This window comes from Actinoallomurus rhizosphaericola, assembly GCF_024055675.1.
Taxonomy (GTDB): Bacteria; Actinomycetota; Actinomycetes; order Streptosporangiales; family Streptosporangiaceae; genus Actinoallomurus; species Actinoallomurus soli.
The window spans coordinates 635,594-652,289 of the sequence record NZ_JAMXMW010000001.1 but is presented as its reverse complement, the minus strand read 5'-3'; the positions used below and the strand labels follow the sequence as shown (position 1 = coordinate 652,289).

At 73.7% G+C, this 16,696-nt stretch carries 18 protein-coding genes; 12 read left to right on the top strand and 6 right to left on the bottom strand.

What is annotated here, in order from left to right; all coding sequences use genetic code 11:
* Positions 1–46 precede the first annotated feature (46 nt).
* Positions 47–1,018 (bottom strand): DMT family transporter, encoded by a 972-nt coding sequence (locus NE234_RS03115; protein ID WP_252776727.1) that lies wholly within the window; start codon positions 1,016–1,018, stop codon positions 47–49.
* Here NE234_RS03115 and NE234_RS03110 point away from each other — a divergent pair.
* The 3 genes from NE234_RS03110 (at position 1,017) to NE234_RS03100 (ending at position 3,810) form a co-directional block, all read left to right on the top strand.
* Positions 1,017–2,444, top strand: coding sequence for an aminotransferase-like domain-containing protein (locus NE234_RS03110; RefSeq protein WP_252776725.1), 1,428 nt, complete (start codon positions 1,017–1,019; stop codon positions 2,442–2,444). The genes NE234_RS03115 and NE234_RS03110 overlap by 2 nt on opposite strands.
* A gap of 95 nt (positions 2,445–2,539) precedes the next feature.
* Complete coding sequence (locus tag NE234_RS03105; RefSeq protein ID WP_252776723.1) at positions 2,540–3,193, top strand: CGNR zinc finger domain-containing protein; 654 nt, start codon at positions 2,540–2,542, stop codon at positions 3,191–3,193.
* A gap of 80 nt (positions 3,194–3,273) precedes the next feature.
* Positions 3,274–3,810 (top strand): GNAT family N-acetyltransferase, encoded by a 537-nt coding sequence (locus tag NE234_RS03100; protein ID WP_252776722.1) that lies wholly within the window; start codon positions 3,274–3,276, stop codon positions 3,808–3,810.
* 205 nt (positions 3,811–4,015) lie between these two features.
* Here NE234_RS03100 and ung read toward each other — a convergent pair whose 3' ends face one another.
* Positions 4,016–4,705, bottom strand: a complete 690-nt coding sequence (gene ung, locus NE234_RS03095) for a uracil-DNA glycosylase (protein ID WP_252776720.1) — start codon at positions 4,703–4,705, stop codon at positions 4,016–4,018.
* A gap of 101 nt (positions 4,706–4,806) precedes the next feature.
* Positions 4,807–5,295 carry a MarR family winged helix-turn-helix transcriptional regulator gene (locus NE234_RS03090; RefSeq protein WP_252776718.1) on the bottom strand — a complete coding sequence of 163 codons (489 nt, stop codon included), beginning with the start codon at positions 5,293–5,295 and terminating at the stop codon, positions 4,807–4,809.
* A 152-nt stretch (positions 5,296–5,447) separates the two neighbouring features.
* Here NE234_RS03090 and NE234_RS03085 point away from each other — a divergent pair, with 152 nt between their 5' ends.
* The 8 genes from NE234_RS03085 to modA (NE234_RS03050) all read left to right on the top strand — a co-directional run bounded on the left by NE234_RS03085 (position 5,448) and on the right by modA (NE234_RS03050) (position 12,571).
* Positions 5,448–7,073 (top strand): MFS transporter, encoded by a 1,626-nt coding sequence (locus NE234_RS03085; protein ID WP_252776716.1) that lies wholly within the window; start codon positions 5,448–5,450, stop codon positions 7,071–7,073.
* Between the two features lie 25 nt (positions 7,074–7,098).
* Positions 7,099–7,965 (top strand): 1,4-dihydroxy-2-naphthoate polyprenyltransferase, encoded by an 867-nt coding sequence (locus NE234_RS03080; RefSeq protein ID WP_252776715.1) that lies wholly within the window; start codon positions 7,099–7,101, stop codon positions 7,963–7,965.
* Positions 7,966–8,080: 115 nt separating this feature from the next.
* Positions 8,081–8,680 carry a malonic semialdehyde reductase gene (locus NE234_RS03075; protein ID WP_252776713.1) on the top strand — a complete coding sequence of 200 codons (600 nt, stop codon included), beginning with the start codon at positions 8,081–8,083 and terminating at the stop codon, positions 8,678–8,680.
* Between the two features lie 94 nt (positions 8,681–8,774).
* The gene (locus NE234_RS03070; protein WP_252776710.1) at positions 8,775–9,161 is read left to right on the top strand and encodes a TOBE domain-containing protein; all 387 of its coding nucleotides are present in this window, start codon (positions 8,775–8,777) and stop codon (positions 9,159–9,161) included.
* Complete coding sequence (modA, locus tag NE234_RS03065) at positions 9,158–9,943, top strand: molybdate ABC transporter substrate-binding protein (RefSeq protein WP_252776707.1); 786 nt, start codon at positions 9,158–9,160, stop codon at positions 9,941–9,943. The genes NE234_RS03070 and modA (NE234_RS03065) overlap by 4 nt, the downstream gene beginning before the upstream one ends.
* A 17-nt stretch (positions 9,944–9,960) precedes the next feature.
* The gene (modB, locus tag NE234_RS03060) at positions 9,961–10,716 is read left to right on the top strand and encodes a molybdate ABC transporter permease subunit (protein ID WP_252777415.1); all 756 of its coding nucleotides are present in this window, start codon (positions 9,961–9,963) and stop codon (positions 10,714–10,716) included.
* Positions 10,704–11,747: an ABC transporter ATP-binding protein gene (locus NE234_RS03055; protein ID WP_252776704.1), complete on the top strand. Its 1,044-nt coding sequence runs from the start codon at positions 10,704–10,706 to the stop codon at positions 11,745–11,747. Before modB ends, NE234_RS03055 begins: the two co-directional genes overlap by 13 nt.
* Positions 11,748–11,824: 77 nt before the next feature.
* Positions 11,825–12,571, top strand: coding sequence for a molybdate ABC transporter substrate-binding protein (gene modA / locus NE234_RS03050; protein WP_252776702.1), 747 nt, complete (start codon positions 11,825–11,827; stop codon positions 12,569–12,571).
* Positions 12,572–12,603: 32 nt separating this feature from the next.
* On the opposite strand, the gene NE234_RS03045 is transcribed toward modA (NE234_RS03050), so the two are convergent.
* A complete protein-coding gene (locus NE234_RS03045) occupies positions 12,604–13,827 on the bottom strand; it encodes a PP2C family protein-serine/threonine phosphatase (RefSeq protein WP_252776700.1) in 1,224 nt (407 codons plus the stop codon).
* A 161-nt stretch (positions 13,828–13,988) separates the two neighbouring features.
* Between NE234_RS03045 and NE234_RS03040 the strand changes: the two genes are divergently transcribed.
* Positions 13,989–14,723: a hypothetical protein gene (locus tag NE234_RS03040; RefSeq protein WP_252776699.1), complete on the top strand. Its 735-nt coding sequence runs from the start codon at positions 13,989–13,991 to the stop codon at positions 14,721–14,723.
* 629 nt (positions 14,724–15,352) lie between these two features.
* Here NE234_RS03040 and dapB read toward each other — a convergent pair.
* Both dapB and NE234_RS03030 read right to left on the bottom strand, forming a co-directional pair.
* Positions 15,353–16,090 carry a 4-hydroxy-tetrahydrodipicolinate reductase gene (dapB, locus tag NE234_RS03035; protein ID WP_252776697.1) on the bottom strand — a complete coding sequence of 246 codons (738 nt, stop codon included), beginning with the start codon at positions 16,088–16,090 and terminating at the stop codon, positions 15,353–15,355.
* A 102-nt stretch (positions 16,091–16,192) separates the two neighbouring features.
* Complete coding sequence (locus NE234_RS03030) at positions 16,193–16,684, bottom strand: hypothetical protein (protein ID WP_252776695.1); 492 nt, start codon at positions 16,682–16,684, stop codon at positions 16,193–16,195.
* Positions 16,685–16,696 lie beyond the last annotated feature (12 nt).

Genomic DNA, 16,696 nt, shown 5'->3' with positions numbered 1-16,696 from the left:
GCGGTTTGCGGTCTTCCGCCGAGACCTTTACCGAGCGTTCCGCCGTTCAGCCCTCTCCGCGCGCGCCGTGCGGCAGCGCCTCGGGGGCGGCCACGGAGGAGGGCGGTGCGGCGGTGCGGGCGACGCGGGCCCGCTGGGCGAGGAGGACGCACACCAGCACGCCGGCCGCCGCGACGACCGTTCCGGCGCCCGCGTGCTCACCGAGCAGCAGCCACGCCCAGACGAGCGTGAGCAGCGGCTGGGCGAGCTGCACCTGGCTCGCCCGCGCCACCCCCGCCTTCGCGAGCCCGGCGTACCAGGCGAAGAACCCGAGGAACATCGACACGCCCGACACGTACGCCAGGCCGGCGACCGCCTCGCCGCTCCAGTGCGCGGGCGTCGCGGCCAGCAGCCCCACGGTGACGGGCACCGTGATCGGCGCGACGAGGACGAGCGCCCACGACACGACCTGCGGGCCGGGCATCTCGCGGGCCAGCCGGCCGCCTTCCGCGTATCCGAGGCCGCACGTCACCAGCGCGCCGAACAGCAGTGCATCGGCGAGTGAGAAACGCCCCACCCCGTTTCGCAGGGTGAACACGACGATGACCGCCGCACCCGCCACGCTCGCCGCCCAGAACAGAGCCGAGGGGCGCTCACCGGCCCGTACGACGGCGAAGATCGCGGTCATGACGGGGAGCAGGCCGACCACCACGGCGGCGTGGGACGAGGAGGAGCCGTGGTCGAGGGCGAGTGTGGACAGCACCGGGAATCCGAACACGATGCCGAGCGCGACGACGCCGAGCGAGGCCCACTGACGCCCCCGGGGCCGCCGGGCGCGCATCAGCCGCAGCGCGACGACGGCGAGGAGGGCGGCGACGCCGGCCCGCCCTACGCCGATCAGGTACGGGTCGAAGCCGCGCAGCGCGAACTCGGTGGCCGGGAGGGTGAAGGAGAAGGAGAGGACGCCGAGCGCGGCGGCGCCGAAGCCCGCGGGCAGCGCTACCGGGACCCGGAGAGTAGCGATATCCTGATTCTTCATGAATAACGATAGCAGTATCGCCGGTCTCGCCCAGGAGCTGCGGGCCGAGGTGGCGAGACTGCGCCCCGGCGACCGGCTGCCCTCCAGCCGGTCGCTGATGAGCCGGTACCAGGTCAGTCCCGTCACCGTGTCCCGCGCGATCCGGCTGCTCGCCGCCGAGGGCCTCGTCGTCGCCCGGCCCGGCAGCGGCACGTACGTCGCCGAACGGCCACGGCCCGCTCCGGCGGAGCCGGCGGATCTGGACTGGCAGGCGGTGGCCCTCGGCGACCGCACCGTCGACGCCGAGGGCGTGGTGGGCCTGCTCACCCCGGCGCCCGAGAGCGTGATCGCGCTCAGCGGCGGTTATCTCGCACCCGCCCTGCAGCCCGTACGGGCGCTGGCCACGGCGGCCGCGCGGGCGGCCCGCCGGCCGGACGCGTGGGAGCGCCCGCCGCTGCCGGGCCTGCGCGACCTGCGCGAGTGGTTCGCCCGTACGGCCGGCGGCGACGTCACCGCGGCCGACGTGACCATCACCAGCGGGGGCCAGAGCGCGATCAGCCTGATCCTGCGCGCCCTGCTGCCACCCGGCGCGCCGCTCCTCGTCGAGTCGCCGACCTACCTCGGCGCGCTGGCCTCCGCGCGGGCCGCCGGGCTGCGTCCCGTGCCCGTGCCGATCGACGACCAGGGCCTGCGCACCGACCTGCTGGCCGACGCGTTCGCGGCGACGGGGGCACGCGCGCTGTTCTGCCAGCCGACGTTCCACAATCCGACCGGCGCGGTGCTGTCGGGCCCGCGCCGCGAGCAGGTCCTGAGCGTCGCCCGCGCGGCGGGCGCGTTCGTCGTCGAGGACGACTACAGCCGCCATCTGGCGATCGACCCGCCTCCACCGCCGCTCGTCGCAGCGGACCGGGACGGCCGGGTCGTGCACATCGCGTCGCTCACCAAGGCCACCGCGCCGAGCCTTCGGGTCGCCGCCGTGATCGCCCGGGGGCCGGTCGCCGAACGCATCCGCTCGGCCCAGGCCGTCGAGTCGTTCTTCGTCGCCCGGCCGCTCCAGGAGACCGCCGTGGAGCTCGTCACCTCCTCCGCCTGGCCACGTCACCTGCGCACCGTCGGCGAGGAGCTGCGCCGGCGGCGGGACACGCTCACCACCGCGCTGGCGACGGCCGGGCTGTCTCCCGCCGTCCGGCCGCGTGGGGGCCTGCACCTGTGGGTCGGTCTGCCCGAGGGCGTCGACGACGTCGCCCTGGCCGAGGCCGCGCTGCGCGGGGGCGTCCTGGTCAGCCCGGGACGGCGCTACTTCCCCGCCGAGCCGCCCAGGCCGCGCGTGCGGCTCAGCTACGGGACGGCGGCCGGCGAGACGGAGCTCACCGAAGGCGCGGCCCGCTTCGCCCGGACCCTGGCCGCGGCCGCCTCCCCGAGCCCGCCCCGGACTCCTCGTCCGTAGCGAGCGGGAGGACGACGAGGCCCCTGGAACAGGACCCTGACCCGCCCGCCCGTCACCGGTGATGGAAGTACGCTGGTGCCGAGATGGGAGGGCGCGTGAGCGAGCGCACCAGGAGCACACCGCCTTCGGTCGCTCCTCCGATGGAAGAGGGCGCCTCCGCCCTGCTGCTGCGGGACTTCGTCAACACCTACGACGTCGACTGCGACATCGACGACTTCGGCGCACCCTGGGACCTCAGCGGCTGGCTGGCCGAGCGCGGGCTGACGCCGCCCGGCGCCCGCGCGGACGAGGCCGACCTGGCGCTCGCGGTCGCCTTCCGCGAGGGTCTCCGGCACGCGATGCTCGGCCACCACACGCCGGGCGCGGCGGGTCCGCCCGCCGACCTGGACCGGATCCTGGCCGCGCTCCCCCTGCGCGTGTCCCTGAACGGCCCCGCGCTGCTCCCCCTCGCAGGAGGGGTCCGCGGCGGGCTCGCGGCGATCGCGGCGGCGGTCATGCGGAGCGCCGCCGAGGGCGACTGGACCCGGCTGAAGGTCTGCCGGGAGACGACGTGCCGGTGGGCGTTCCTCGACACCTCGAAGAACCGCTCCCGCAGCTGGTGCTCGATGCGGATGTGCGGGAACCGGACGAAGACCCGCGCCTACCGCGCCCGCCGCCGCGCCGCCGCCCCCGCCCCGGCACCTGACCCCGCTCCCCCGGCACCTGACGCGACTCCCCTGGCGACCGACGCCGCCTCCCCCGGCACCTGACGCCGCTCCACGCCGACCGGCCGGTGGGCGGTACGGTCGTCGGCGTACGGACGTGACACGAGCAGGGGGTTGAGGCACCGGTGGGCGTGGTGGGGGTACGGGCGGCGTATCCGGGAGACGTGGCCGCCGTCGCGGAGATCCAGGTACGGGCCTGGCGTGAGGGGTACCGCGGTGTCATCCCCGAGGCGGCGCTGGCCGAGATGACCGGCCCGGAGGCGGTCGCACTGTGGCGTGAGCGCTGGGCGGACGCCGTGGCCGCGCCGCCGAGCCCGCGGCACCGGCTGCTGGTCGCCGTGGACGAGGGCGTGATCACCGGGTTCGCCGCGCACGCCCCGGCCGGCGACCCCGACCAGGACCCGCAGACGACCGGCGAGCTGCTCACCCTGCTGGTCGACCCGGCGCACGGGCGGGCCGGGCACGGCAGCCGCCTGCTCGCCGCCACGGTCGACCACCTGCGCGAGGACGGCTGCACGACGGCGATCGCCTGGGTGTTCGCCGCCGACGACGTGCTCCGGGGTTTCCTGGCCTCGGCGGGCTGGGCGCCCGACGGCGCGCACAGCAAGGTCGACATGGGCGAGCCGGTCGCGATGGTGCGCCTGCACACCGCCATCGCCTGACCGCACGCGCCGGCCGGTCGCGCTGGTGCGCCCGGCGGATGGACATCGCCTGATCGGGCACCGCCGTCACCCGGCCGAGGCCGGGCGACGCCACCCGCAGGCTGGCCCCTCACCGCGCAGGCCGGGCCCTCACCCGCAGGCCGGGGGGCCGCACCGACGGGGCGGGCGGCACCCGTCGGCGGGACCGGCTCGCGCGGCCGGGGCGCTACTCCGGGCGGTCGAGGGTCCAGTCGATCTGCGGCTCACCGGCGTCGGCCAGGGCCTTGTTGACCGCGCTGAACGGCCGGCTGCCCAGGAAGCCCCGAGGGTTCATCGGGCTGGGGTGCCCGGCCTCGAACACCACGTGCTGCGCGCCGGTGACCAGGTCGCGCTTCTTGCGGGCGTAGGCGCCCCAGAGCACGAACACGACCCGCTCGCTCTTGGCGTCCAGGGCCCGGATCACGGCGTCGGTGAACTCCTCCCAGCCCTTGCCCGCGTGGGAGCCCGCCTTACCCGCGCGCACGGTCAGCACCGAGTTGAGCAGGAGCACCCCCCGCTCGGCCCACGGGGTCAGGTCCCCGGTCGTGGGCACCGGAACGCCGAGGTCGTCGTGGAGCTCCTTGAAGACGTTGCGCAGCGACGGCGGGATCCGCACGCCCGGCCGCACGCTGAAGCTGAGCCCGTGCGCCTGGCCCGCGCCGTGGTAGGGGTCCTGGCCGAGGATGAGCACCCGGGCGTCGTCGGGCGCGCACAGGCGGAAGGCGCTGAACAGGTCGGGCTGCGGCGGGTAGACGGTGCCCGCGGCGTACTCCGCGGCCACGAAGTCGCTCAGCCGCCGGGTGGCGTCGGGGTCGAGCAGCGGCTCCACGCGCTCGCGCCAGGCGTCGGGAAGGAGCTCCAGCAGGTCGAAGGACATGCGCGGCAACCTAACACCGCGGGCGGACAGATTCCGCCGTTCCCGTCCTCGGACGGGCGGGGCGATCATCCGATCATCCGCGCCTGGACGGACCGCGACGGTCAGAGGCGCCCGGTCCTGGGGGCGGCCGGGTCGGCCAGGGCGTCGTCCATCGACTGGAAGCGCAGCACGGTGGCGAGGAGGAAGTCGCGCACGATCCGTTCGTCGGCCGGGGGGAGGTGGTCGAGCATCGGGTCCATCTCGCTGCCGGCCGCGTCCTGGGCCTGCCGGAGCTGGCGGCGCCCCGTCTCGGTGAGCGCGAGGCTGACGAGGCGGCGGTCGGTGACGTCCCGCCGGCGTTCGATCCAGCCCGAGCGCTCGAGGTGGTCGACGGTGTGGTTGAGTGTCGAGGGGGCGACGCCGCAGCGCCGGGCGAGCTCCCGCTGGGTGAGCGCCGATCCCTGTTCGAGGGAGTCGAGGACGGCCAGGCCGTGGGGGGTGAGGCCGTATCCGCCCATGAGCCGTTGCCAGCGCATGGCGACGAGGTGACCGGCGACGGCCAGCAGGCGGGACAGCGACATGCGTTCGAGGTCGGCCTCAGAGGTTCGCACGGCAGACATTCTCCGTGCTCAGGGCGTGGAGGGCCAGCGGGGGGCCCGAGCCGTGAGGTCACCGTGAGGGGGCCCGGCGGGGGTACGGGAGGGCGGGGGTAGTTTTGACGCCGAACGATTCAGGATCGAACAGACCGCTCTGGAACCCTTCCATGACCTTGCGCTCGGCTCCTCCCCTGCCCACGTCCTCGGCCGGCTCGCCCGGACGGCGGCGCTGGCTGGGGATGGTGGTGATCAGCCTCGCGGTCTCGTTGATCATCGTCGACGCCACGATCGTCAATGTCATGCTGCCCCGGATCGTCGCCGAGCTGCGGCTGACGACGACCGGCGCGGAGTGGGTCACCTCGATCTACTCGCTGGTGTTCGCGGCGCTGCTGATCCCGTTCGGGCGTGCGGCCGACGCGTACGGCAGGCGCAGGATGATCGTGCTCGGCACCGTCGTGTTCGTCGTGGCGAGCGTGCTGGCGGCGCTGTCCGGCAGCGGGTCCGCACTGGTGGGGGCACGGGCCCTGCAGGGGATCGGGGCGTCGATGACCCTGCCGGGGGCGCTGTCCACCGTGACGGCCGTCTTCACGGGCCGGGACCGGGCGATCGCGTTCGGGATCTGGGGGTCGCTGATCGGCGGCATGGCCGCACTCGGCCCGCTGCTCGGCGGCTGGCTCGCGACGTCGTACGGCTGGCGCTGGGCGTTCGGCGTGAACCTGCCGCTCGGCGCGCTGATCCTCGCGGGCACGGCGGTCCTGGTGCCCGAGACGCGTGATCCGGCGGTGCGCCGCGTGGGCGACCCGCCGGGAACGGTGCTCAGCGCGGGCGGCCTCGCGGCGCTGGTGTTCGCCCTGATCGAGGGCCAGCGGTACGGCTGGTGGTCGGCCACCCGCCCGTTCTCCGCGGGCCCGTTCCGCTGGCCGGACTTCGGCCTGTCGCCGATCCCGGTGGCGCTGGCCGCCGGAGTCGTGATGCTGGTCGCGCTGGTCGTGGTGGAGCGGGCGCGGGCCGCGGCGGGGCGGCCGGTCGTCCTCGACCTGTCGCTGTTCCGCATTCCCGACTTCCGGCGCGGCAACGCGGCGGCCTCCCTGATCAGCGTCGGCGAGCTCGGGCTGATGTTCGTCCTGCCGCTGTTCCTCCAGGACGTGCACGGGAACTCCCCGCTGCAGGTGAGCGTCGCGATCCTGCCCCTGGCCGTCGGCACCTTCCTGGCCGGCGGCATGTCGGCGCGGCTGTCGCGCCGCCTCGGCGCCGCCCGGATGCTGCAGGCCGGGATGGCCCTCGAGGTGATCGCGGCGGCGCTGATCGGCCTGACCACGCGCGCCGACACCACGGGGTTCGGCCTCGCCCCGTGGATGCTCGTCTACGGCATCGGCCTCGGCCTCACCACCGGTCAGCTCACCCGGATCGTGCTGCGCGACGTCCCGCCCGCCAGCACGGGCCTCGCCTCCGGCACCCAGTCGACGGCGCGCCAGGTCGGGTCGGCGCTGGGCATCGCGCTGATCGGCGCGGTGTTCGCGGTCGGGCTGAGCCACGCGATGACCACCCGGCTGCACGAGGCGGGTCTGCCGGCCCGGCAGGGCGCGGTGTACGCCGACCGGCTGCGCGACAGCGCCGGGACGTTCGCCCATGACCTGCGCCGGAAGGACCCCGGGCTGTCCCGCGCCGCGGACGAGAGCCTGGCGGCGGCCACCGACCGCGCGGCCTTCGCCACCGCCGCGCTCCTGGCCGTCGGCCTGCTGCTGACCCTCCGGCTGCGGTCCGGCACCGGTCGGGAAGAATCATCTGCATGATCATCGGCTTCGAGGAAGGGCGATAGTGGCGACCCTCTCCCAGTGGGTCGCCGGCTCGCGGCCCCGAACCCTCCCCAACTCCATCGTCCCCGTCGCCGTCGGCACCGGCGTGGCGATCGGCTACGGCCACTTCGTGTGGTGGCGCGCGCTGCTGGCGCTGGTGGTCGCGCTGCTGCTGCAGATCGGCGTCAACTACGCCAACGACTACAGCGACGGCATCCGCGGTACGGACGAGGTCCGCGTCGGTCCGATGCGCCTGGTCGGCTCGAAGGTCGCGCCGCCGAAGCAGGTCCTGGCGGCGGCGCTCGGCTGCTTCCTGCTCGCCGCGGTGGCCGGCCTGGTCCTCGCGGCGGTCACCAGCTGGTGGCTGGTGCTGATCGGCGCGGTGGCGATCGCGGCCGCCTGGTTCTACACCGGCGGCTCCCGCCCGTACGGCTATCGCGCGCTGGGCGAGCTGTCGGTCTTCGTGTTCTTCGGCCTCGTCTCGGTGGTCGGCACGGCGTACGTGCAGCTGGAGAGCCTGCCGTGGGCGGCGTGGGTGGCGGCGGTGCCGGTCGGGCTGCTGTCCTGCTCGATGCTCGTCGTCAACAACCTGCGGGACATCCCCACGGACGCCGCGGCGGGCAAGCGCACGCTCGCGGTCCTGCTCGGCGACGGGCGCACACGTCTGCTGTACACCGGGTGCTTCGTGGCGGCCTTCGTGTGCGTGGTGCTCGTCGCGCTCGCCCGGCCGTGGGCGATGATCGCGCTCCTGTCGGCGCTGTGGGCGATCGCGCCGAGCATGCGGGTGCTGCGCGGGGCGAAGGGCCCGGCGCTGATCGCCGTACTCGGCGAGACCGGCCGGCTGCAGATCATCTTCGGCGCGCTCTTCACCCTCGGCCTGGCCCTGTAGCGTTCTGGGCGTACGTGAGCCGGATCACACCACCCACGGGATGATTGAAGTTTCAATCAGCGTTCACACCCTCCGTCGGGTGGACCGACCACCACACACTGAATGAGGAGTGACCGTGAGCGACCCGCTGAGCATCGACCCCACCGCTCAGGACATCCTGTTCCGGCAGGCCCGTACGGCGAACACCTTCACGGACGAGCCGGTGTCGGACGAGCAGGTGCGCGCCATCTACGACCTCGTCAAGTGGGCGCCCACCGCCATGAACACCCAGCCGCTGCGGGTGGTCCTGGTCCGCTCTCCCGAGGCCCGCGAGCGCCTCGTCGCGCACATGGCCGACGGCAACAAGGCCAAGACCGCCACCGCTCCGCTGGTGGCGGTCCTCGCCGCCGACAGCGACTTCCACGAGCACCTGCCGACCGTCTTCCCGCACCGTCCCGGGGCCCGGGACGACCTGCACGGCGTGCCCGAGGCCCGCGCCAAGATGGCCGCGTTCAACGGCGCGATCCAGGTCGGCTACTTCATCATCGGCGTGCGCGCCGCGGGCCTGGCGGCCGGGCCGATGGCGGGCTTCGACGCCGAAGGGGTCGCCAAGGAGTTCTTCCCCGAGGGCGGCCACCAGGTGCTCGCGGTCGTCAACATCGGCAAGCCCGGCCCGGACGCCTGGTTCCCGCGCAACCCGCGCCTGGAGTACGACCAGGTGGTGACCACCGTCTGAGCCGCGACCGCGAGGCATAACGGCCATAACCCCTCGCATCCGACACCGGATATCGGGGCGGTTACCCGCATCCGCGAGGGTTACACTGATCCGCGTGACGGCGTTCCGGATCAGTGAGGTCGCGTCCCTGCTCGGCGTCAGCGCCGACACGGTGCGGCGGTGGATCGACTCGGAGAGACTGCCGGCCCGGCGCGACGAGCAGGGCCACCGGATCGTCTCGGGAGCGGACCTGGCGGCCTTCGTCCGCTCCCCCGCCGACCGGGGCGGCACGGTGCCGTCCTCGGCCCGCAACCGGCTGCGCGGCATCGTCACCGAGGTCGTACGCGACGGCGTCATGGCGCAGGTCGAGATCCAGGCCGGGCCGTTCCGCGTCGTCTCCCTCATGAGCCGGGAGGCGGCCGACGAGCTCGGCCTGGAGCCCGGCGTGGTCGCCGTGGGGGTCATCAAGTCCACCAACGTCGTCGTGGAGCTGCCCCAATGAGACGCCATCGCACCACGCTCCGGATCGCCTCGATCGCCGGGCTGGCGGCCGCCCTCGCAACCGGCTGCGGCGACACCGGCGCCAAGGACGGCCCGGGGGTGAAGAGCGGCACGCGGACCGTCGTGGTCTTCGCCGCCGCCTCCCTCACCGAGTCGTTCACCGCCCTCGGCAGGACGTTCGAGGCCTCTCATCCGGGCGTCCGGGTGAAGTTCAACTTCGGCGGCAGCTCGGCCCTGGCGCAGCAGATCGACCAGGGCGCCCCCGCGGACGTGTTCGCCGCGGCCAGCCCCGCCACGATGAAGCAGGTCACCGACGCTGGCGGGGCCTCGGCGCCGCGCGTGTTCGCGCGCAACCGCCTGGAGATCGCGGTCCCGAAGGGCGCCTCCGGCACGGTCACGTCGCTCCAGGACCTGGCGAACCCGAAGACGAAGGTCGTGCTCTGCGCCCCACAGGTGCCCTGCGGCGCGGCGGCGCTCAAGGCCCTAAAGGCCGCCGGGCTCACCGTGAAGCCGGTCTCCCAGGAGCAGGACGTCAAGGCCGCCCTCACGAAGGTCCGGCTGAACGAGGCGGACGCCGCCCTCGTCTACCGCACGGACGTGAAGGCCGCCGCCGGGCAGGTCCAGGGCATCGACTTCCCCGAGGCCGCCCAGGCGATCAACGACTACCCGATCGCCGCGCTCACCAAGGCGCCGCAGCCCGGCCTCGCCGGGGAGTTCGTCCAGTCGGTGCTCTCCCCCCAGGGTCAGGCGACGCTGCAGCAGGCGGGGTTCGAAAGGCCGTGAACCGGCGGGCGCCGTGGATGCTGGTGCTGCCCGCCCTGATCGGGCTCGGCTTCCTCGTCCTGCCGCTCCTGGGCCTGCTGGTCCGCGCGCCGTGGTCGACGCTCGGCACACGCCTGGCCCGGCCCGAGATCCTCGACGCCCTCCGGCTGTCCCTGCTCACCGCGACGCTCGCCACGCTGCTCTGCCTGGTCCTCGGAGTTCCGCTGGCCTGGGTGCTGGCGCGGATCGACTTCCCCGGCCGGCGGCTGGTGCGCGCCCTCGTCACCGTGCCCCTGGTGCTCCCCCCTGTCGTCGGCGGGGTGGCGCTGCTCCTGGCGCTGGGCCGCAACGGCCTGGTGGGGCGCTGGCTGGACCGCTGGTTCGGCCTGACGCTGCCGTTCACGACCGCGGGCGTGGTGCTGGCGGAGGCATTCGTGGCCCTGCCGTTCCTCGTCATCAGCGTGGAGGGCGCGGTGCGCGCCGCCGACCTGCGCTACGAGGACGCCGCCGCCACGCTCGGCGCCTCGCGGTGGACGACGTTCCGGCGCGTCACGCTGCCCCTCATCGCGCCCGGGGTCGGCGCCGGAGCGGTGCTGTGCTGGGCACGGGCGCTCGGCGAGTTCGGCGCCACGATCACGTTCGCCGGCAACTTCCCCGGCCGTACCCAGACGATGCCGCTGGCCGTCTACCTCGCGCTGGAGAACGACCCGCAGGCCGCCATCGTGCTCAGCCTCGTGCTGCTGGCCGTCTCGGTCGTCGTGCTGGCCGGACTGCGGGGGCGATGGGTGTCGTGATCGACGCTCGGCTGGTCGTACGGCGCGCGGCCTTCACCCTCGACCTGGCGCTCACCGCCGCGCCCGGCGAGGTCGTGGCGCTGCTCGGCCCCAACGGCGCCGGGAAGACCACCGCGCTGCGCGCGCTCGCCGGCCTGACCCCGCTGTCGGAGGGCCACCTTCACGTCGACGGTGAGCCGTGGCACGACCGGCCCGCCGAGCGCCGCGCCGTCGGCGTCGTCTTCCAGGACTACCTGCTGTTCCCGCACCTGTCCGCCCTGGAGAACGTCGCGTTCGGCCCGCGCTGCCAGGGCGTCGGCCGGAGAGAGGCCCGCCGGCTGGCGGCGGAGTGGCTGGAACGCGTGGGCCTCGCCGACCAGGCGGCCCGCCGCCCCCGCACGCTGTCGGGCGGGCAGGCACAGCGCGTCGCGCTCGCCCGCGCGCTGGCCGTACGGCCCCGGCTGCTGCTGCTCGACGAGCCGCTGTCCGCGCTCGACGCGCACACCCGCCTGACCGTACGCGCCGGGCTGCGCCGCCACCTCGCCGCCTTCGACGGCGTGGCCGTCCTGGTCACGCACGACGCCCTCGACGCCATGGCGCTGGCCGACCGGCTCGTGGTCATCGAGGACGGCGCCGTCGTCCAGGAGGGGACGCCCGCCCACGTCGCCCGGCACCCGCGGACCGACTATGTCGCCCGGCTCGTCGGCCTCAACCTGTACCGGGGGACGGCCGACGGCCATACCGTCACCCTGGCCGGCGACGCCGTCACCTTCAACACCGCCGAGGCCCTGCACGGCGAGGTCTTCCTGGCCTTCCCCCCATCGGCGGTCGCGCTGTTCCGTACGCGCCCCGACGGCAGCCCGCGCAACCTCTGGGAGGCGACCGTCGGCGGCATCGAACCCCACGCGGACCAGATCCGGGTCCACCTGGAGGGACCCGTCCCGGCCGCCGCCGACGTGACGCCCGCCGCACTCGCCGAACTCCGCCTCGCCGAGGGCGACCGCGTCTGGGCGGCGGTGAAGGCCACCGAGACGCACGCATATCCGGCCTGAACCGCGACACCCCGATATCTGCGCCGACGGCGCGTTGTGCCCGGTAATGGCGGATGGGTCGTCCTAAAGTAGCCCGCATGCCCCCCATGCCACGTGTCGCCGCGCTGGCCGCGGTCGCGCTGGCGCTGTCCGGCTGCGGCATCGCCTCCGGCGACGAGCGGATCACGCTGAACGTCCTGGCCGCCTCGTCGCTGACCGAGGCGTTCGAGGAGCTCGGCACGGCGTACGGCGCGGCCGCCAAGAACGTGACCGTGCGGTTCGAGTTCGCGGGCTCGCAGGACCTGGCGATGGACGTCGAGGAGCGGGAGCCCGCCGACGTGCTGGCGACCGCGGACCAGGCGTCCATGGACACCGTCGCCGACAGGGTCACCGGCCGGCGCGCGTTCGCCTACAACTCCATGACCATCGCCGTCGCCCCCGGCAACCCCAGGCACGTCCAAGGCCTCGCCTCACTCGCCGACCGCCGGCTGCGCGTTGTCCTCGGCGGCCCGATCGTGCCGGTGGGACGGTACGCCGCCCAGGTCCTGGCCAAGGCGGGCGTCGTCGTACGGCCGCGGTCGGAGGAGGCCGACGCCCGCACCGTGCTCACCCGCGTCCGTACGGGCGCTGCCGACGCGGGCATCGTCTACGTCACCGACATGCGGTCGGCGGGCATCGCGGCGACCAGCGTGCCGATCCCGGCCCAGCAGAACGTCACCGCGACCTACTTCGCCGCCGCGCTGCGCGCGAGCGGCCACGAGGAGGCCGCCAAGGACTTCGTCGCCTGGCTCCGCTCCCCCACCGCGACGGCGATCCTGCGCAAATACGGCTTCCCGACCCCCTGAGCGTCCGGGCCGGAACCCTGAGGGCGCGGAGCTCAGAACTCGAACTTCGGCCGCAGGTCCTCGGGGCGCCACTGCACGAGCACGGTGGTGGCGTCATCGCCCAGCCGGCCGTGCTGGAAGTCGATGACGGCACGGTTGAGGCGGCGCAGCGTCTCCATGGCCGGAATACCGGCCGCGCTGTGGCGGATGATGAAGTCACTGAGGCGCCGCACACCGAACAGACTCCCGTCGGCGGCCCGCGCCTCGACGACCCCGTCGGTGTAGAGCAGCAGGCGGTCCCGCGGCTGGAGCTGCTCGGTGTAGAGGGGCGGGCTCTCGTCGAAGCTCGGGCCCTCGCCGTCGCTCACCAGGCCCAGGGGCAGCCGCGGCCGGCGGAAGAGCTCCTTGACGACCTCGTTCTCCCGGATCAGCAGCGGCGGCGGGTGCCCGCAGGGAATCCAGCTGAACAGGCCGGTCTCGACGTCGAGGTCGCACAGCAGCGCCGTCGCGAACCGCGAACGGCCGAACTGGCTGGCGATCGCGTGGTCCGCGTACGCCACCATGGCGCCGAGATCCCCGCCGGCGCGGCGCGTGTTGCGGCAACTGGCCAGCGCGACGCTGGCGATCAGCCCGGACGCGAGGTCGTGCCCGACCGCGTCCAGGATCATGATGTGTAGATGGTCGCCGAGCAGCGAATAGTCGTAGGCATCGCCGCCCACCCCGTAGATCGGCCTGAGCGCGCAGGCGACGACGAAGTCGTCGGTGGCGAACATCGGCGGCGCCATGAACGCCCACACCATCTCGGCCTGCAACGCCATCCGCTGGCTCCGCCGGACCTGGGCGTGGACGTCGCTGTAGTGACTCTTGCTGACGATCATGAGGCCCGCCAGCGAGGCGAGCGCCCGGCACCAGTTCAGCGTCTCTTCGTCGGTGTCCTCCACGACGAGTTCCAGCACGCCCATCCGTTCGCTGCCGTCCATCAGCGGCAGCCACACGTGGTACAGGCCGTCCTCGTCCGGCGGGCCGTACTCGATCTCGAGCGCCCGGTAGCTCCGCCCGGCGAGAGTCGAGTCGATCCCCAGCGTCGGCACGATCCGGCCGTCTACCCGCGGCATCGACCGCAGGTTCTCCTGCTCGAGGTCGGCGAGGTAGACCGTGGCGTCCCGGACCCCCAGCGGACGCGCCTCATCGGAGATGATCTCCGCGGTGAACCCCGGCCGGAGCAGATGCGATCGGGCCAGCACCCGCGAGAGGACCTCTCCCACCAGCCTGTCCATCTCGTGGGACGCCTACCCCGGCCGCATCGGCGGTAAACGGCACGGCCGCCGGTCCCGATCACGCGAGTATCGGGCGCGCGGCGGGTCGAAGTGCACACGGATGCCCAACGGGGCGACAATGTTCGCCGCAGCGAACACTTCCCCCGTACGGAGTTCATCCTGTGGGCCTCGCCGACCTCGACAGCGTCGACCTTGTGACAGGTCCCCCCGGCGGCGACCAGGGGCTGTGGCTCGTGGCGGACGACTGGGCGCCCGACCGCGAGGCCCTGGAGTACGTCCAGCTCATGATCAAGGTGGCCGGCGCGCTCGCGCACGCCGAGCGGATCGGCGGCGAGGGACACCGCTCCACCGTCCTGGTCCACAGCACCGGCGAACCGCCCGAGAGCGTGCTGCAGTTCCTGTGGGACCGCGACATCGCCGCGACGATCGGCAGCCCGTCGCGCCCGCGCCCGGCCAAGGGACGCCCGGCCCGCCACCCCAACCTGCTGGACGGAACGCCGGACCTCGGGGCCCTGCAGGGCGCGAACGCGGCGGCGTTCGCCGCCGCGAACGGGCTCGACGGCTCCGTCGAGTCCCTCGCACTCGTGGACGACGCCCTGGAGGAGCGTCGGCGCCTGCACGGCCTGCGCGCCGACGACGAGGACGAGAAGTTCAGCGACGGGGATCTGATCGTGCTCGCCGGGGCGTACGCGGGCGAGGTGCTGCGGCACCACGCCCGCGACGCCGCCTGGTGGTACGGCCCGCCGGGCCGCTCCGGCCCGCTCCACCTGCGCGCGGGCCTGGGCCACGGAACCCGCGTCGACGTCCTGGGCCGCGTCCGCGCCTACCTCCGCCGAGGCTCCCGCGAGTCGGTCCACAGCGTGATCGAGAGCGTGCTGACCCGCCTGAACGCCTAGACCGCCGGAGTGAGGCGGGTTCGCCGAGGCGAGGCGGATTCGCCAGGGCGAGGCAGGTTCGCCGGGGTGAGGCAGGTTCGCCGCCGTAGCCGGCCCGCCATTGGTGCGGCCGGCTCGCCACCGCCCGCGCGGCCGGTTCGCCGCAGGTGGGGCCGCTTCGCCGCTGCCCGCGCGGCCGCTTCGCCGTAGGTGGGGCCGCTTCGCCGCCGCTGCCGCTGCCGGACCACCGTCGCCGTGGTCGGTCGGCTCGCCCGAGCCGGCCACCGTCCCGTCACCGACGTTGCAGCCGACTTGCCGTCGCTCTTGCCATGTCGCCGCCGCCGTAACCTCACCACCGCCGCGATCTCACCGCCGGCGCGGCCACTTCGCCGCCGCCGTCGCCAAGTTGCCGCCGATGTAGAGGCGAGGTGTCCGAATCGTCGCGTTCGATCCGGCAACGCCGACGGCAACGTCTGACATGCGCGGAGACCTGGGCGGAGACCTGGGCGACGGTGGCTGGGGCCGCCGTCAGTGCCGAGGATCGTGGTCGCCGGCGGCACCACGATCCTCGGCGTTGTCCGCTGAAGGCACCCATCGGCACGGCTGAGCCCCGGCCCTGGTCGGAGGGTCGGGGCTCAGACGACGACGGATCAGACGCCCAGCAGGGACTCGATGCCGATCGTCAGACCCGGGAGCTCGGCAACGCGGCGGACGGCGAGCAGCACACCGGGGCTGAACGACTCGCGGCTCAGCGAGTCGTGCCGGATCGTCAGCGTCTCGCCGTGCCCGCCCAGCAGCACCTCCTGGTGCGCGATCAGCCCGGCGAGCCGGACGGCGTGCACGTGGACACCGTCCACGTCAGAACCGCGCGCTCCGTCCAGGCCGGTCGTGGTCGCGTCGGGCGAGGGCCCGACCCCGGCCTCCTCCCGCGCGGCCGTGATCAGCTCGGCGGTGCGCCGGGCGGTGCCGCTGGGGGCGTCCGCCTTGTTCGGGTGGTGCAGCTCGACGATCTCCACCGAGTCGAAGAACGGGGCGGCCTTCTGCGCGAAGCTCATCATCAGCACCGCGCCGACGGCGAAGTTGGGGGCGATCAGGACGTTCGCGCCCGGTCGCTCCCCCAGCCACCCGCGCACCGTCGTCAGGCGCTCCTCGTCGAACCCGGTCGTGCCCACGACGGCGTGCACGCCGTGCTCGATCAGCCAGCGCAGGTTGTCCATGACCGCGTCGGGATGCGTGAAGTCGATGGCGACCTCCGCGGCCTCGAGCGGCGCCCGGTCGTCGCCGGCGTCCACCGCCGCGACCAGCTCCAGGTCCTCCGCAGCCTCGACCGCCCGGCACAGCTCCGCCCCGACGCGCCCGCGCGCCCCCAGCACCCCGACTTTGATCACGACGTCCTCCCGTCCGATAGCCCAGCCGAGCCTATCGCCGAGCCCCGGACCTCCGCTCTCCACGGCTCACGCAGCGTTGCCGCCTATCCAGGCGACGATGCTTCAGTCGGTGATGCACTCTACGTAGACCGTCGGGGACGAGGAATCGGTGATATCGACGGTCAGGTTGTAGGTCGCAGAGGACGGGAGACCCTTCGAGCCTGTCCCGGTGATGTACCGGCGGCCGGCTTTGAGCCTCCAGCCCAGCCGGGTTCCGTCGAGGTCGAACGCCGAGGAGTCGGCCGGAACGAGAACGCCCTCGGTCAGGCCGACACTCTTGAGGAAGTCGCCATAGCCGGCCTTGTCCGTGGTGAACCGGACGAGGAACACCAGGCCGTCCCACTCTTTCCGCGTCAGATACTTGAGATCGGACGAGGTCGCGGGAACCCGGAAGCCGCAGGTATGCAATGCGGCGGACAGTGTTACGTTGCGGTCACTTCCACCATAAGCCCGCGGATCGGCGGGCGGACCCTTATGCGCATCGGTGCACGCGGCCACCGGACCGAGAGCACCGAGTACCAGCAGGCACGAGATGACGCATTGTTTGCGGCGCACGGCGTCCTTTGA

Bases quoted from the DNA above. Each gene is read 5' to 3' on its own strand.
- NE234_RS03110 (WP_252776725.1), top strand. From the start codon at position 1,017: ATGAATAACGATAGCAGTATCGCCGGTCTCGCCCAGGAGCTGCGGGCC.
- NE234_RS03115 (WP_252776727.1), bottom strand. From the start codon at position 1,018: ATGAAGAATCAGGATATCGCTACTCTCCGGGTCCCGGTAGCGCTGCCC.
- ung (WP_252776720.1), bottom strand. From the start codon at position 4,705: ATGTCCTTCGACCTGCTGGAGCTCCTTCCCGACGCCTGGCGCGAGCGC.
- NE234_RS03085 (WP_252776716.1), top strand. From the start codon at position 5,448: ATGACCTTGCGCTCGGCTCCTCCCCTGCCCACGTCCTCGGCCGGCTCG.
- modA (WP_252776707.1), top strand. From the start codon at position 9,158: ATGAGACGCCATCGCACCACGCTCCGGATCGCCTCGATCGCCGGGCTG.
- modB (WP_252777415.1), top strand. From the start codon at position 9,961: ATGCTGGTGCTGCCCGCCCTGATCGGGCTCGGCTTCCTCGTCCTGCCG.
- NE234_RS03055 (WP_252776704.1), top strand. From the start codon at position 10,704: ATGGGTGTCGTGATCGACGCTCGGCTGGTCGTACGGCGCGCGGCCTTC.
- modA (WP_252776702.1), top strand. From the start codon at position 11,825: ATGCCCCCCATGCCACGTGTCGCCGCGCTGGCCGCGGTCGCGCTGGCG.
- NE234_RS03045 (WP_252776700.1), bottom strand. From the start codon at position 13,827: ATGGACAGGCTGGTGGGAGAGGTCCTCTCGCGGGTGCTGGCCCGATCG.